The following is a 15,103-nucleotide window of genomic DNA, read 5'->3' on the forward strand; positions in this document are numbered from 1 at the left end:
AAAAAACATTCAACTCAATCATCCACTAAGTTTTATACAAAATGGACCCCCTCCCTTTTCTAAACATAGGTATCTACACAATTTCCATGTTTTGCGTTAAATTGAAGAGCATGCTCTTCAATTTTAACATCTCTCGCTTAGATCAGCGCCTTGTCAAACGTTACAACAACCTCGTTCAACTCAATATGAATCCTCTTGCTTCACTTGCTCCTGCAATCAAAGATATTGCCTCTGCTCAAAAAAATAGTTTCGCAACGACGCAAGCTGTATGGCGGTTTTTAAATAATGATAAAATCTCATTTAAACAATTAAATGAACCTATTCAAAAACTTGCTTGTGATCAGATTAAGACATCGCTGCATCGTTATGCTTTAGTTATTCATGATTGGTCACAAATCCAATATGTGACACATCGTAATAAAACCCAAAAACTCCAAAGGACACATCAGTACGACTCAGGCTATGAATTACAAACGAGCTTACTTGTTGATGCTGCTTCTGGACTACCTGTTGCTCCATTAGCTCAGACCCTTTCTAGTGCTTCAGGTTGCTATTCGACATTCAATGAGCAACAGACCGAACGTAAAACCCATTTAGACTCCCTTTCTGAACAAATTCAAAAAGTTGAACAGTTTCCTCTTGATAAAACCTGCGTACATATTATTGATCGTGAAGGAGATTCCATTGCTCATCTCAGGGAATTAAGCAGTCATGGTTTTCAATGGCTTATTCGAGCAAAGGAAGGAAATCGGATTGAGCATCAGGGTGAAATATGTAAAGTTGGAGAAGTTGCTGAACGTATCGAAATACAGCAAGTGAAACCCATTTCTTATAAGGGTATGAACCGTACCGGGTTTGTCGGAGACTTTTTTATTTAAGTTAGGCCACCTGACCTAACGGATTAATCTTATCATAGTACATTGCTTCAAACTCAAAAGGCGATACATAACCCAGTGCACTGTGTACACGCTTTTTGTTGAACCAATCTACCCAATTTAATGTCGCAAGTTGTACATCCGCTAAACCTTGCCAATCTGCTTTTAGATATTCAATCACCTCTGTTTTGTATAAGCCATTCACCGTTTCAGCCAAAGCATTATCGTATGAATCACCTGTCGTACCGACTGATGCTCGTAAATTTGCTGCTTCTAAACGATGGGTATAGCGAATAGAAAGATATTGAACACCTCTATCTGAATGATGAATCACATTCTTTGGCATACCTCGATCATGCAATGCTTGCTCCAATGCATCGAGCACCATATCTGTATTCATCCGTGTAGATACTTTCCATCCAACAATTGCTCGTGAGAACACGTCAATAACAAATGCGGTATATACCCAGCCTGAATGAGTTTGAATATACGTAAAGTCACCCACCCATAGTTGGTTTGGATGATCAGCATTAAAATTACGTTTCACTAAATCATCTGCTCGTTTTTGGTCATCTCGGTTACGGGTGGTTTGTTTATTCTTACCACGCCAAACACCTTGTATACCTAGCTTTTGCATCAATCGAGCAACTGTACAACGTGCAATCACATAGCCTTCACGTTTCAGTTGTTGCCAGACCTTACGCACACCGTATCGACCTGAACTTTCTTTCCAAATTCGCTTAATCTCCTCAGCATGCTGCAAGTCATGTAAATCTCGTTTCGCTCGATGTTCTGGATTTACTGTGAGATCTAAAGTCCGGTAATAGGTTGAAGCAGCGATCGGTAAAATCCTACAAATCGCCTCAACACCATATCGATCTTTATTGTTAAGGATAAAATCCACCATTATTTGTGTGGGCGGTCGAGCTCCGCCTGGGCGAAAAAAGCGGCTGCTTTACGTAGAATTTCATTGGCACGTTTTAATTCTTTAATTTCACGTTCCATTTGCTTCATTTTTTCTTGGTCAGATACCTGTTGTACTTTGGCGGGATTTTGTTGATCTAAGTATTTTTGATACCAAACACGTAGTGTTTCAGGAGTACAGCCAATTTTAGGAGCAATTGCGGAAACTGCTGCCCAATTCGATGGATAATCTTTTTCAGATTCAATCAATAATTGAACCGCTCTTTCTCTGATTTCAGGGGTATATTTTAATTTTGTCATCGGGATAGTCTCTCAGAATATTGACTCTCCGACAAACCCGGTACGGTTCAAAGTCTCCCTTTGAAAAAGGGGGATTTAGGGGGATTAACGAATCTAGATTTATATTCAATCTCAGAGTAATTTCTCCCAACCTCCCTTTAGAAAAGCATAGGTATCTACACATCTTTAGGTACCTAGTGCAATAGTTGCGATTTCATTCAGTTCATCTATTGAATATTCTGAGAGCAGTTGAAGAGTATTTAGTAAAATCGAGAGTCCTGCCAATATGGCAGGCGCACTCTCTACCTTGCCTCTTTTCTGTTGTCTACCTGAAAGTCTAGTCAAAAATGCACGGACTTTCTGATTTTGTTCATCTGTACAACGCTGTACTCTCCACGTCAACACACAAGCCATACAACTGATTAGCAAACGCCTTAAAATCGCTTCTGGCGTAGTCTGAAGCCATGACTCAATATCATGGCCTGCTTGCTTGAGAAGTTTGAAATAACATTCGATTGACCAACGCCAGTAATACCAAGTCGTCAGTTCTACTGCGGTAATCTCAGTTGGTACATTACTGATCAATGACCATCTTGCAACTGTCTTTTCATTAATATCTTTAACCACCGCAATAATCAGTCTAGCCTCAATTGCAGCACCTTTCTGAGGAGCAACTCTTTGACCTAAACAATCTTTTTTATTTGATTTTGCAGCACGGGTAAGCCGAACATTGGTTTCTCCAACATAAAGCATATGTTGATTACTGAACCGTACCGGGTTTGTCGGAGAGTCAATATTCTGAGAGACTATCCCGATGACAAAATTAAAATATACCCCCGAAATTAGAGAAAGAGCGGTTCAATTATTGATTGAATCTGAAAAAGATTATCCATCGAATTGGGCAGCAGTTTCCGCAATTGCTCCTAAAATTGGCTGTACTCCTGAAACACTACGTGTTTGGTATCAAAAATACTTAGATCAACAAAATCCCGCCAAAGTACAACAGGTATCTGACCAAGAAAAAATGAAGCAAATGGAACGTGAAATTAAAGAATTAAAACGTGCCAATGAAATTCTACGTAAAGCAGCCGCTTTTTTCGCCCAGGCGGAGCTCGACCGCCCACACAAATAATGGTGGATTTTATCCTTAACAATAAAGATCGATATGGTGTTGAGGCGATTTGTAGGATTTTACCGATCGCTGCTTCAACCTATTACCGGACTTTAGATCTCACAGTAAATCCAGAACATCGAGCGAAACGAGATTTACATGACTTGCAGCATGCTGAGGAGATTAAGCGAATTTGGAAAGAAAGTTCAGGTCGATACGGTGTGCGTAAGGTCTGGCAACAACTGAAACGTGAAGGCTATGTGATTGCACGTTGTACAGTTGCTCGATTGATGCAAAAGCTAGGTATACAAGGTGTTTGGCGTGGTAAGAATAAACAAACCACCCGTAACCGAGATGACCAAAAACGAGCAGATGATTTAGTGAAACGTAATTTTAATGCTGATCATCCAAACCAACTATGGGTGGGTGACTTTACGTATATTCAAACTCATTCAGGCTGGGTATATACCGCATTTGTTATTGACGTGTTCTCACGAGCAATTGTTGGATGGAAAGTATCTACACGGATGAATACAGATATGGTGCTCGATGCATTGGAGCAAGCATTGCACGATCGAGGTATGCCTAAGAATGTGATTCATCATTCAGATAGAGGTGTTCAATATCTTTCTATTCGCTATACCAATCGTTTAGAAGCAGCAAATTTACGAGCATCAGTCGGTACGACAGGTGATTCATACGATAATGCTTTGGCTGAAACGGTGAATGGCTTATACAAAACAGAGGTGATTGAATATCTAAAAGCAGATTGGCAAGGTTTAGCGGATGTACAACTTGCGACATTAAATTGGGTAGATTGGTTCAACAAAAAGCGTGTACACAGTGCACTGGGTTATGTATCGCCTTTTGAGTTTGAAGCAATGTACTATGATAAGATTAATCCGTTAGGTCAGGTGGCCTAACTTAAATAAAAAAGTCTCCGACAAACCCGGTACGGTTCATCGTCTGTTAAAAAATACTCTTTAGGATTTAACCGTACGATAAAATCAATAAATTTATCTAAATATTGCTCTCCTAATTCTTCATCATAACCATAGTTATGGCATACGACTTTAGAAAACTGGGATTTATCCATCACCAAGACAAATACAATTTTAGGTATGTCAAAAAAATGTTTGATTCTTTCAATCAGACGAATTGAAAAATCAGGACGACAACGGTCAAGTTCATCAATAATAAAAACTAAAGGTTTTTCCAACTTAGCAGCAAGTATTGAAAGCTCTTCCTTAAAGTCCTGAATCGTTTGTTTTTCTATATGGTGATTTTCTATTTTCTTTTCTATTTGTTCTTTTATTTTAGAAGCGATTTCATCACTAGCAACATCAAAAACGTCTTTTCCTTGATTATAAACTTCTTGTATTGCTTCACCTGCACCACCTAGCCCTATCCAGTGCATACCAGCTTTAGCTGCGATCATTGGGATTACAGCCGCTAAAGATATTAAGACTGAAGCGGTCTTTGAATTAAAATCTTCAATGTCCGGTTCAGATATCTCATCTGAATTCCTAAAAGCTTGACTAATTTCCGCTGCGATCGTTAAAAATGGATCATCTAAATAATCATTGGCAAAAGCATCTAAATAGATCACATTGTGATTTTCACCTTCTAAATGCTTTTTCCAGTGACGAACAAACCAAGTTTTACCCTCCCCCCAACGAGCATCCAAAGCTAATACAGCACCACACTGCAAACGATCCACATAATTCGTAAGTTGAATACCTAAACGACGGCGATCCCATAAATCACCCTCCCAAGCAGTTTGAATATTCTCAAAATTATCTTTTTGCCAATTCAGCTGATCTGCAGTCATTGTTATTAAATTCAGTTGTTTACATTTCACTCATGATATCATTTTAATTTTTATAGACATAAAAAAGACCACTCAATTGGAGTGGTCTTTTCAGAATATGGTGGCTATGACGGGACTTGAACCTGTGACCCCCGCATTATGAGTGCGATGCTCTAACCAACTGAGCTACATAGCCGTAAACTGTGCGCGCATTATGGGATTTTCTGAAAAAAACGTCAAGCCCATATTACGCTGATTGATCAAAATTTGGTGAAGTGAGCCGATAAGCCGGGTTCTGTCGTGGACGATCATTCCTCTAGGCGTACAATCACTTATACGCTCAAGCGACCTACCCGGATCCAGCATGGGCCATGCCTAAAGGATCCCTATTTGGTCTTGCTTCCGGTGGGGTTTACCATGCCATGAACTGTTACCAGTCATGCGGTGCGCTCTTACCGCACCCTTTCACCCTTACCTCACGAATGAGGCGGTCTACTCTCTGCTGCACTTTCCGTCGGCTCACGCCGCCCAGGCGTTACCTGGCACCTTGCCCTATGAAGCCCGGACTTTCCTCTCCTGCTTCAGTCACGGAGACCTCCACAGCAGCGATCGTCTGGCTCACTTCGAGCACGCATCATAACAAAGATACGAACTATTTACTTGCTGTTTTTTGAGCAGTCAGTTTTTCATACTTGGCCTGCAGCTCTTCACGCGTTTCCGGATGATTCGGATCAAGCGGGATACAATCGACAGGACAGAACAGCTGACACTGCGGTTTGTCGTGATGTCCCACGCACTCTGTACACAGGTTCGGGTTAATTTCATAGATGATTTCACCCATGAAAATCGCCTCATTCGGACATACAGGTTCACAGACATCACAGTTGATGCATTCATCGGTGATATATAAAGACACTCTACCAACCTTGTTGAAGTTTACGCTCGAAGGCTGCAACCACGTTTGCTGGAACGAACTTGGTTACATCCCCTCGTAAGCGGGCAATTTCACGCACCAGAGTGGATGAAATAAAAGAATATTGCTCTGAAGGTGTCAGGAATACGGCTTCAAACTGAGAATCCAGCTGGCGGTTCATGTTGGCGAGCTGGAACTCATATTCAAAGTCAGATACGGCACGCAGGCCACGCAGTACGGCAGTGGCTTTCTGCTCACGGAAAAAGTTAACCAACAGCCCGTCAAAGCCAACAAATTCTACATTGGACAAATGGCTCAGCGACTCTTTAGCCAGATCAACTCGCTCTTCCAGACTAAATACCGGGTTCTTGTGATGACCGATAGCAATGGCAACGACCACTTCATCAAACATACGCGATGCACGTGTCACCAGGTCAATATGGCCATTAGTGATCGGATCAAAGGTTCCCGGATAAATTACACGAGTTTTACTCATCCATTTGTACTCTGTTTATGGTGCAAGTGCCTATTTTAACAAAATCTTGATTTTTTGGTGAAGAAACTCCATCAATTTAAAAACTTCAACTCAATTAAAGTTGCGGTACAATAGCTGCAACTTTGGAAGTGTCTGATTATGGCGAAAGCAACTGTAGTTAAAAAAAATAACGGCGGAACGATTGCTCTGAACAAACGTGCCCGTCACGATTATTTTATTGAAGAAAAATTTGAAGCGGGATTGTCTTTACAAGGTTGGGAAGTCAAGTCTTTGCGTGCAGGACGTATGAGTATTGTGGAAAGCTATATTACCTTTAAAAATGGTGAAGCATTCCTGTTTGGTGCCCAGATTCAGCCGCTATTGAGTGCTTCGACCCACGTGGTGCCTGAAGCAACCCGTACCCGCAAACTGTTGCTAAACCGTCGTGAAATTGAAAAATTGCAAGGTGCAATTAATCAAAAAGGTTATTCCTGTGTGCCACTGGCCTGTTACTGGAAAGGCCCACATGCCAAACTGGAAATTGCACTGGTGAAAGGTAAGCAGCTGCACGACAAACGTGCCTCTGAAAAAGACCGCGACTGGCAACGTGATAAAGCACGTATTTTCCATAAATAACGCTTTGCACAAAGTAACAAAAAAACCTCCGCATAACGGAGGTTTTTTTATGGCGAGGAATTTTGTTTATTGTAGTCGATATAAAGTTTGTGCCAGATGTTCACCAAATTTGATTGCCGTTTGCAAATCGCCTTCTGGTGGCGTGGCTTCGACAGGTGCATTATCCGACTGGGTCATCAAGCCTAAAAAGCTCGACATACGGTTCAGGTCTGTCATACTACGACCTGTAGGCATCAACGGCAAACCAGACCAGAGCATGCCATGCTGCATGGCAAACAGGTTGATCTGCTGCAGTACGGCCAGCTTGTCCCCACTAAGTCCGCCACCATTAGTAAAAGCAGATGCCAGCTTACCCTGCCAGGCACGTGCCAACCAGCGCTTGGACGACTGCTCCATAAACAGCTTCATCGCAGCGGTCAGGCTGCCCATATAGGTCGGGCAGCCAAATACGATCGCATCTGCGGCATCCAGTACCTCCCAGTCCACCTGCTCCACATTCATTAAGGCAACCTGAACCCCTGCCTGATCGGCACCCAGTTCAATATAACGGGCAACTTTGGCGGTGTGTCCATAAGGACTGTGATAAACAATCGCAAGAGTTTTGGAAGATAGGGACATAACAATTAAAAGCCAAGAATTTCAGTCAAGTTTAACATTTTCAAGCCATAAAGACGAATGTTGCCATGCGTCCAGTCTTGGCTTCACGACGGTAAGAAAAATACTCATCTGTCTGCTTATAGGAACATTGATCCCCACCCAGCACAGTGTTTACGCCATGCTGTTTCAGGATATATCGGGCAATGGCATATAGATCGGCATAATGCTTGCCTGCTTTTTCACCCGCCTGAAATGCACTGTCCAGTTCTGGATATTTGGAACAGAACGCAGTTTTGACTTCCTCACCAATTTCAAAACAGGGTTGGCTGATTGCAGCACCGAGCCAGGCCCAAGTTGGTTTTGTTTGCATCGTTGCAATGGTATTTTCGACAATACCACCCGCCAGACCACGCCAGCCGGCATGCAGGTTCGCCACTTCAGTGCCTTCAGCATTGCCTAGCACGACTGGCAGACAGTCTGCGGTCATCATCATCAGGGCATGCGCTTTGCGCTGCGTCACCAGACCATCACCAACCAGTGCGGTAAATGGCATCTGTTCATTGATGGTATGACAAATGGTGCTATGCGTCTGGGTCATCCAGGTAATCTTGTCCACACCATAAGGCTGGAAATCTTTCAGCAACTGGATGCGATGCTTCTGCACACGCACCGGATCGTCATTGACATGCAAAGCCAGATTAAAGCCTGCCAGTTCTGGCTGCGCTGATGGTTGAACCTGTTCATGATGAACTCGGGTTTGACCCACATAAACGCCTTGAGGCAAACCTTGTACAAATTGCATGTCTCTTCCCTTTTACTGACCGATGCTGGTAATGGTGAAATTAATAGGCCTTATTTTCGCTGCGTAGCACTTCAACCAGATTGGCGAAGTCTTCTGGCCACGGCGCTTCAAATATCATTTCTTCCTGGGTACGTGGATGGATCAGCCCCAGTTGTGAGGCATGCAGTGCCTGACGCTTAAAGCCACGCAAGGTATCTTCAAGCAGTTGCGAAGCACCCGCTGGCAGACGCACACGCGGCATATACACTTGATCACCGACCAGACCATAACCGATATAGCTAAAATGCACACGAATCTGGTGGGTACGACCGGTTTCCAGACGCGCCTGTACGCGGGTGAAATGCTGGAAGCGTTCTTTCACGTTGTAATGTGTCACCGCATCCTTACCGCCCGGCAACACCGCCATTTTTACGCGATCGACCGGATGGCGTTTGATTGGCTCGTTAATGGTGCCACCAGCAATAATATTGCCGTACACCACCAAGTCATAAACGCGGTAAACTGATTTCTTTTCCAGCTGCTTGCTAAGCGCAAACTGCGCTTCGAGGTTTTTCGCAACCACAAGTAAACCACTGGTGTCTTTATCGATACGGTGTACCAGACCAGCACGTGCCAATTCTGCCGATTTTGGATAGTGATACAATAATGCATTCACCAAAGTACCTGAAGTATTGCCAGCACCCGGATGCACCACCATACCGACCGGTTTGTTCACCACCAGAATATCTTCATCTTCATAGACGATATCCAAAGGAATATCTTCAGGAAGACTGCGGGTTTGAGGTTCAAGCTCAACATTCAAGGTCAGGGTTTCAAAACCGTCACATTTATATTTAGGCTTTACAGGCTGACCATTGACCAATAAATTACCGTCTTTGATCCACTGTTTCAGCTTTTCACGGGAAAACTCACTCCATACCAGTGCAGCGACCTGATCGATCCGCTGGCCCAGATAGGTTTCATCCACCTGAAATTGCAACGCTAAACGTGTTGCAGTTGTGTCTGAAGTATGGTTATCTGCATCCTCAGAATCTTCAAGTAAATTAAAATCAGTTTCAGGGAAATTAGAATTGGAAGATTGTGCTTGACTCATTTGCTCATTCAGACAAAAGTGGTTTAATAGTGCAATTGTAGCTCATTGCCCGTATTAACAGAGGAATTTTTATGTCGCTACCACATTATAAAATGACAATGCTTGCAATTACGCTAGGCGTTGCATCGGCAATGGTAGGCTGTAGCAGTAATCCAAAAAAAGAAGTCGTGGATAAAGGTCCAGAATCTAGCGAACAGGTTTATATTCAAAAAGCACAGAAAGCCCTTGATCGCAAACAATATACTGATGCCGCAAAACAGCTTGAAGGTCTGGAAACCTATTTCCCTACCAGTCCATATGCTGCTCAGGCACAACTGGAACTGCTCTATGTCAAATTCCAGCAAAAAGATTATGAAGGTGCAGTAGCACTGGCAGAACGTTTTATTCGCCTGAATCCACAGCATCCAAATGTCGACTATGCCTACTATGTGCGTGGTGTAGCGAATATGGAACAAAACTATAACGGTTTATTACGTTATACCAAGCTGAAACAGGCACACCGTGATGTGAGCTACCTGAAAGTGGCGTATCAGAACTTTGTCGACTTTGTCCGCCGCTTCCCTTCCAGCGAATATGCAGTGGATGCAGCACAGCGCATGAAGTTCATTGGTCAGGAACTGGCTGAACATGAAATGAATGCAGCGCGCTTTAATATCAAGCGTAAAGCATACCTGGCTGCAGTTGAACGTGCACAATGGGTGATTGAACATTACCCACAAGTACCACAAACCCCGGAAGCACTGGCGACCATTGCCTATGGCTATGACAAGCTGGGAGATAAAGCCACTGCACAGCAATATATAGAATTGCTGAAATTGAACTATCCAGAACTGGTCAATGCTGACGGTTCAGTGAATCTGCGTGCAGCACGCAGTGAAGGCAGCCTGTTTAACCGTGCAACCCTCGGTATCTTTGGTAAAGAAGCACGTACTTATGAAGGTTCAGATAATATTCCTGAACCGAAACAGGAACGCAGCCTGACCAACCGCATCAGCTTTGGCCTGCTGGACCGTCCGAAAAATACAAATACTGAAACAGAGCAACCAGAAGCAACTGCCGAATAAGCAGCTTCTTTCGGATGCATTTTTGTAAAGGGCAAGGTATCATACTTGCCCTTTTGCTTTTTCGGCAGTGCTAAAATAAATAGCACCATGAACAGTTCTTGAACAATAACTGCAAAAGGTTTATACAGTAATGAATCGGCCGAGTATTTGACTCGCCTAATTTTTTCAATAACTTAGCGATTAAAGAACGCAGCACGAGAAGCTCAGTACACCATGGCCATTCCTCAACATACGATTGATCAGATTCTCGATCGCACCGATATTGTCGATGTGATTGGTCAATTCGTAAAATTAAAAAAGACTGGCCGGACCTATTCGGGCTGCTGCCCTTTCCATCAGGAAAAATCACCATCTTTCCACGTCTATCGTGACAAGCAGTACTACCACTGTTTTGGCTGTCAGGCCAATGGTAATGCCATCCGTTTTTTAATGGATATAGGTAACCGTAATTTCATCGAGGTGATGAAAGATCTGTCCAGCCAGACCGGGATTGAACTGCCAAAAGACAATCAGGATTCCAGCAAGCTTAAATACAAGCGCGAAGCCAAGCCGAAAGTTGCACCAAAGCCAACAACATCAGCTCTGCAGAATCCTTCACCAAATACATCTACTGAAGCTGCTCCTACTGCACATTTTGATCCCTTTGCGGAATTCCAGAATGCTGAGCAAGACTACGGCGATCCATTTGCATCCTTTGAACAGATGCCGATACAGGATGCACCTCAGGAAGGCAACCTGTATGACCTGCTGGAAAATATCGCGCAGTTCTATGAACGCCAGTTACCTAACAGTGCCAGCGCACAGCAGTATTTCAAGCAGCGTGGCTTAAGTAGCGACACCATTGCCTATTGGCGTCTGGGTTATGCACCAGAAGACTGGCAGCATCTGGAAAAAGCCTTTCCTCAGGATATTGAAGGTCTCAAACTTTTAGGCTTAATCCGCACCAGTGACAATGGCCGGGATTTCGACCTGCTGCGGGATCGGGTGATTTTCCCGATTCGCGACCCCAAAGGCCGTGTGGTCGGCTTTGGTGGCCGGGCACTGAATGACGAGATCAAGCCAAAATACATCAACTCCCCAGATTCCGAAGTCTTCCATAAAAACCAGTTGTTATATGGCCTATATGAAGGCCGCAAAGCCAAAGCCCAAGACTGGTTGATGGTGGAAGGCTACATGGATGTGATTGCTTTGCAGCAATATGGCATTCATGGGGCAGTCGCAACGCTAGGGACAGCCAGTAATACCGAACACCTGAATATCCTGTTCAAGCAGAACAATCGCATTACCATTGCCTTTGACGGTGATGCAGCTGGCCAGAAAGCGGCACGACGTACCTTAGAGATTGCCCTGCCGTTGCTCAATGATGGCCGTGAGCTCAAGTTTTTCGTGTTGCCGGATGACCATGACCCGGATTCCCTGATCCGTCGTGAGGGCATTGAAAACTTCCGTCGTTTGCTGGATCAGGCGCCACTACTCTCCGATTTTGTGTTTGCCCATCTGACCCAAAACCATGATGTGGCAACACCTGAAGGTAAAAGTCAGGTCATGGCCGAGCTGCGCCAGCTGACTGAACTGTTACCCAAACAGGGTTCATACCGTTACCTGCTGCAGCAGTTCTTCCGGGAAAAACTTGGTTTTAACCGCAAATGGCAACCGAAGGTCAATAATGATGCGAGCTTAAGTTTTAGCACCAAGATTGATGCCGAAGAATATGTAATCGCGATTCTGATCAATCATCCGTATCTGTATATTCATTTTGAGCCACTACGTGCACTAGTATCCGAAGATCAGTTGCTGCACAAGATTCTGAACATCCTGAATATCATCTTTGATGACCTGCCAGATGATCCTGAACTGTCAACTTACTATGTGCTAGGAGCCTGTGCGGCCTACCATCATGAACTGCAACGCATCCTGCAGCATGCCAACGTCAGTGACTATACATCTTCGCCAGAACAGGCCGACAAGCTAGCAGCCGACCTGTCCACCAAGCTGCAGTATCAATGCCTGCAACACAAGATTAAATCGAAAAAATTTAGCAGCATTGAAGAAATGAAAAACCTGAAACTGCAGATCTTTGAGATTGACCGCAAGCGTACCATGACGTTGCTGGAAGACTAATTTTCTTATATCCCAGATACAAAAATGGAGATCACTGTGATCTCCATTTTTCTTTTCAATATTAATTTTAACCTGAGTTCGATGAAATCCACTTAACCTTTTAGCATATTTTGGAAAGTTGGCTTATTGGGGTTCAAACAATAAGCCACTACAGCAGCCATGATATTCACCATGAAGTTATTTACCGAACGATGACGTGAATGTTCAAGTTGATGTAAATTTTTTAATTGATCATTCACTGTTTCGATCAATCCTCTTCTGCAAAGTAATTGTTTTTCTTCTTCAGTTTGGATGGGTTTATTTTTCATATTCCGACGTGATGGGGTCAATATTTTCAGTCCTCTTGCTGCTAAAGCTTCGGCTTTTGCTTTGCTCAAATAGCCTTTGTCTCCGAGTAGGATCCCTTTTAATTCTTGAGTTAAAGATTCTAATATAGCAACATCATGAACATTTCCCGATGTCAGCTTGAGATTAATAATTTCACCTAAATTATTGATAACGAGATGTAATTTAAAACCATAAAACCAACCCGTACTACTTTTTCCACGACCGGCCAAGCCTTTAAATACACGATGCCTTTTAATCCGAAGATTATGGCAAACTACCAATTTAGTGGAGTCAATGATACTGATTCCCGTATCTTTTCCTTTCACCTGATGGAAGAAGCTACTCAGAGCTTGCAAACAACGGGGCATGATTTCAATAAATCGGTTGTAGCTAAGCAGTTTAGGAAAAGCAGATTTCCAGAATGGAACGATCATTTGGCAATAAAAATATTTGAAGAATCTAAAACCGGATTGATGAAATAAAATGACAATGGTCATTGCTTCAGACAAGCTTAAAGCTGACTTTTTCAACCTGGTTTTTTGATTAGAAATTAAAGCTTTCTCTAAAGATTCATTAAATTTTTTGCAGAAATCATCCAAAATACAAAATAATTCGGTAATATGATCCATTGAGAAGCCTTGTTTTATAACATTTTGTCTTGAGAACCAATATGTTACAAAAACAGGGCTTTTTTTCTACTCTTTTTTTATATCGAACTCAGGTTAATTTTAATGTTTCGGCTTACGGCGGTATGCCATCACATCATGTAAGGTTTGTTCGATCAGCTCAAAATGCGATGGATCTTCTGATTTAGCAGCCTCACGTAGCAGCATCGACGTTGGATGCAACAGTTTTTGAGTTAAACGATAGGCAAATTCAGCCATCACTGTTTCCGCTTGTTCACCTTTGGCTATACGCTGCATCGCCAATGCTAATTCTTCTTCACGCAGCTGCTCGCCAAAATCACGGTAAGCATAAATGGTTTCACCGGCCATATTCACTTTTTGCTGAGTGATCAGTTCAGTAGCCAACTGATTGACCATCAGCTCGGCTTCAACTGCGGCCTGACGACGCTGCGCCAAGTTTTCATCAATCACACTTTGCAAGTCATCTACACCATACAGATAGACACCATCCAGTTTTTCAACTTTAGGGTCGATATCGCGTGGGACGGCCAGATCAACCAGCAATATTTGTTGATAACGGCGTTTCTTTAAAGCCGTTTTGACATCTGCAAAACTAATGACTTGATGCAAACTACCAGTACAGCTAGAAATCACATCGGCACGGTATAAATTGTCTGCCAACTGGTTGAAGTCAATAATTTCTACTTCAACACGATGCGCAATTTCCTGCGCCAGCGTTTCGGCACGGGCACGGGTACGGTTACAGATCAGAATCTTGCCCACACCCATTTCTGCCAGATGTTTGGCGACCAGACTATTCATTTCTCCGGCTGCCACCACCATCACCGTCAGTTTTTCCGGCTTGGAGAAAACCTGTAAAGCCAGTTGAGCAACGGCATAACCCATCGATACCGCATGACTACCCACTGCAGTTTCCGAACGCACACGTTTAGCGGCATAAAACGCATATTCAAAAATACGGTTTAAATTCGGTGAAACAGTATGAGCTTCTTTGGCTAGGGAAAGCGCTGTTTTGACCTGACCTAAAATCTGCGGTTCACCGAGCATGAGTGAATCCAGGCCACTTGCGACACGCATCAAGTGCGTCACTGCCTGCGCGTTCTCATAGCGATAGACATGATTTTGCAACTGCCTCACATCAATGCCATTTTTCTGGGCAAGCCAGTTCAGCACGAGGTCTACATTGTCAGAGATCGCGTAGATTTCAGTACGGTTACATGTAGACACCACCACCATGTCATTCAGTTCGGGGTGCTGGCTTTGCTCGGCCAATAAAGCGCTTAACTTTTCAGGGTTAAAGGCAACTTTTTCGCGTAGCTCTACAGAGGCAGTTTGATGGTTGACACCCAATGCAAAGAAAGACATATCAGGTCATCATTTCACTAAATTTATGCTATTGTGCAACATCGGTGTCATAAAAAGCATTACT

Annotated in this window: 13 protein-coding genes, 1 tRNA gene, 1 other RNA gene, 2 pseudogenes and 2 other annotated features; of the genes and pseudogenes, 5 read left to right on the forward strand and 12 right to left on the reverse strand. The window is 43.3% G+C overall.

Annotated features, from left to right (window positions below; genetic code table 11):
* The first annotated feature begins 110 nt into the window (after positions 1-110).
* Positions 111-878, forward strand: coding sequence for a hypothetical protein (locus tag ABEF84_RS11210; protein ID WP_404798970.1), 768 nt, complete (start codon positions 111-113; stop codon positions 876-878).
* A gap of 1 nt (position 879) precedes the next feature.
* On the opposite strand, the gene ABEF84_RS11215 is transcribed toward ABEF84_RS11210, so the two are convergent.
* Both ABEF84_RS11215 and ABEF84_RS11220 read right to left on the reverse strand, forming a co-directional pair.
* Positions 880-2,099 (reverse strand): IS3 family transposase gene (locus ABEF84_RS11215; protein ID WP_347454793.1). Its coding sequence is split into 2 segments (ribosomal slippage): positions 880-1,823 and positions 1,823-2,099, totalling 1,221 coding nucleotides; the frame shifts between segments, so codons are not numbered across the junction.
* Positions 1,708-1,824, reverse strand: a sequence feature (AL1L pseudoknot). Its footprint overlaps the gene before it by 117 nt.
* A 165-nt stretch (positions 2,100-2,264) precedes the next feature.
* A pseudogene (locus ABEF84_RS11220) lies at positions 2,265-2,840 on the reverse strand (transposase); the annotation flags it as partial.
* Between the two features lie 52 nt (positions 2,841-2,892).
* Here ABEF84_RS11220 and ABEF84_RS11225 point away from each other — a divergent pair.
* A protein-coding gene (locus ABEF84_RS11225) for an IS3 family transposase (protein ID WP_347453839.1) occupies positions 2,893-4,112 on the forward strand; the annotation gives its coding sequence in 2 pieces (ribosomal slippage) (positions 2,893-3,169 and positions 3,169-4,112; 1,221 coding nt in all).
* Positions 3,168-3,284, forward strand: a sequence feature (AL1L pseudoknot). (Overlaps the previous gene by 117 nt.)
* 71 nt (positions 4,113-4,183) lie before the next feature.
* On the opposite strand, the pseudogene ABEF84_RS11230 reads toward ABEF84_RS11225, so the two are convergent.
* The 5 genes and pseudogenes from ABEF84_RS11230 to coaD all read right to left on the reverse strand — a co-directional run.
* A pseudogene (locus ABEF84_RS11230) lies at positions 4,184-5,020 on the reverse strand (P-loop NTPase fold protein); the annotation flags it as partial.
* A gap of 98 nt (positions 5,021-5,118) precedes the next feature.
* Positions 5,119-5,195 (reverse strand) — tRNA-Met (locus tag ABEF84_RS11235).
* 72 nt (positions 5,196-5,267) lie between these two features.
* Positions 5,268-5,624, reverse strand: an RNA gene (gene rnpB, locus ABEF84_RS11240) — RNase P RNA component class A.
* 27 nt (positions 5,625-5,651) lie between these two features.
* A complete protein-coding gene (locus tag ABEF84_RS11245; protein WP_347454791.1) occupies positions 5,652-5,915 on the reverse strand; it encodes a YfhL family 4Fe-4S dicluster ferredoxin in 264 nt (87 codons plus the stop codon).
* 1 nt (position 5,916) lies between these two features.
* Positions 5,917-6,408: a pantetheine-phosphate adenylyltransferase gene (coaD, locus tag ABEF84_RS11250; RefSeq protein ID WP_034583036.1), complete on the reverse strand. Its 492-nt coding sequence runs from the start codon at positions 6,406-6,408 to the stop codon at positions 5,917-5,919.
* Between the two features lie 138 nt (positions 6,409-6,546).
* On the opposite strand from coaD, the gene smpB reads away from it, so the two are divergent.
* Positions 6,547-7,023, forward strand: a complete 477-nt coding sequence (gene smpB / locus ABEF84_RS11255; RefSeq protein WP_034583034.1) for an SsrA-binding protein SmpB — start codon at positions 6,547-6,549, stop codon at positions 7,021-7,023.
* Positions 7,024-7,089: 66 nt separating this feature from the next.
* Here smpB and ABEF84_RS11260 read toward each other — a convergent pair whose 3' ends face one another.
* From ABEF84_RS11260 to rluD, 3 genes are read right to left on the reverse strand one after another with little or no spacing between them, the layout of a single operon-like run.
* Positions 7,090-7,641: a flavodoxin family protein gene (locus ABEF84_RS11260; RefSeq protein ID WP_347454790.1), complete on the reverse strand. Its 552-nt coding sequence runs from the start codon at positions 7,639-7,641 to the stop codon at positions 7,090-7,092.
* A 40-nt stretch (positions 7,642-7,681) separates the two neighbouring features.
* On the reverse strand, positions 7,682-8,422 hold the full coding sequence (pgeF, locus tag ABEF84_RS11265) for a peptidoglycan editing factor PgeF (protein WP_034583029.1): 741 nt from the start codon (positions 8,420-8,422) through the stop codon (positions 7,682-7,684).
* Between the two features lie 40 nt (positions 8,423-8,462).
* Positions 8,463-9,515 carry a 23S rRNA pseudouridine(1911/1915/1917) synthase RluD gene (gene rluD / locus ABEF84_RS11270; protein WP_034583025.1) on the reverse strand — a complete coding sequence of 351 codons (1,053 nt, stop codon included), beginning with the start codon at positions 9,513-9,515 and terminating at the stop codon, positions 8,463-8,465.
* A 71-nt stretch (positions 9,516-9,586) separates the two neighbouring features.
* Between rluD and ABEF84_RS11275 the strand changes: the two genes are divergently transcribed.
* The gene (locus ABEF84_RS11275; protein ID WP_034583022.1) at positions 9,587-10,579 is read left to right on the forward strand and encodes an outer membrane protein assembly factor BamD; all 993 of its coding nucleotides are present in this window, start codon (positions 9,587-9,589) and stop codon (positions 10,577-10,579) included.
* Between the two features lie 213 nt (positions 10,580-10,792).
* Positions 10,793-12,700, forward strand: coding sequence for a DNA primase (locus tag ABEF84_RS11280; RefSeq protein WP_034583019.1), 1,908 nt, complete (start codon positions 10,793-10,795; stop codon positions 12,698-12,700).
* Positions 12,701-12,792: 92 nt separating this feature from the next.
* Here the strand turns inward: ABEF84_RS11280 and ABEF84_RS11285 are convergent, their stop codons facing one another.
* Together ABEF84_RS11285 and hemA are read right to left on the reverse strand one after the other, a co-directional pair.
* The gene (locus ABEF84_RS11285; protein ID WP_004679438.1) at positions 12,793-13,656 is read right to left on the reverse strand and encodes an IS982 family transposase; all 864 of its coding nucleotides are present in this window, start codon (positions 13,654-13,656) and stop codon (positions 12,793-12,795) included.
* Positions 13,657-13,755: 99 nt separating this feature from the next.
* On the reverse strand, positions 13,756-15,039 hold the full coding sequence (gene hemA, locus ABEF84_RS11290) for a glutamyl-tRNA reductase (protein ID WP_347454789.1): 1,284 nt from the start codon (positions 15,037-15,039) through the stop codon (positions 13,756-13,758).
* Positions 15,040-15,103: the final 64 nt, after the last annotated feature.

The sequence above is a fragment of the Acinetobacter sp. ANC 7912 genome, assembly GCF_039862785.1.
Lineage (GTDB): Bacteria > Pseudomonadota > Gammaproteobacteria > Pseudomonadales > Moraxellaceae > Acinetobacter > Acinetobacter thermotolerans.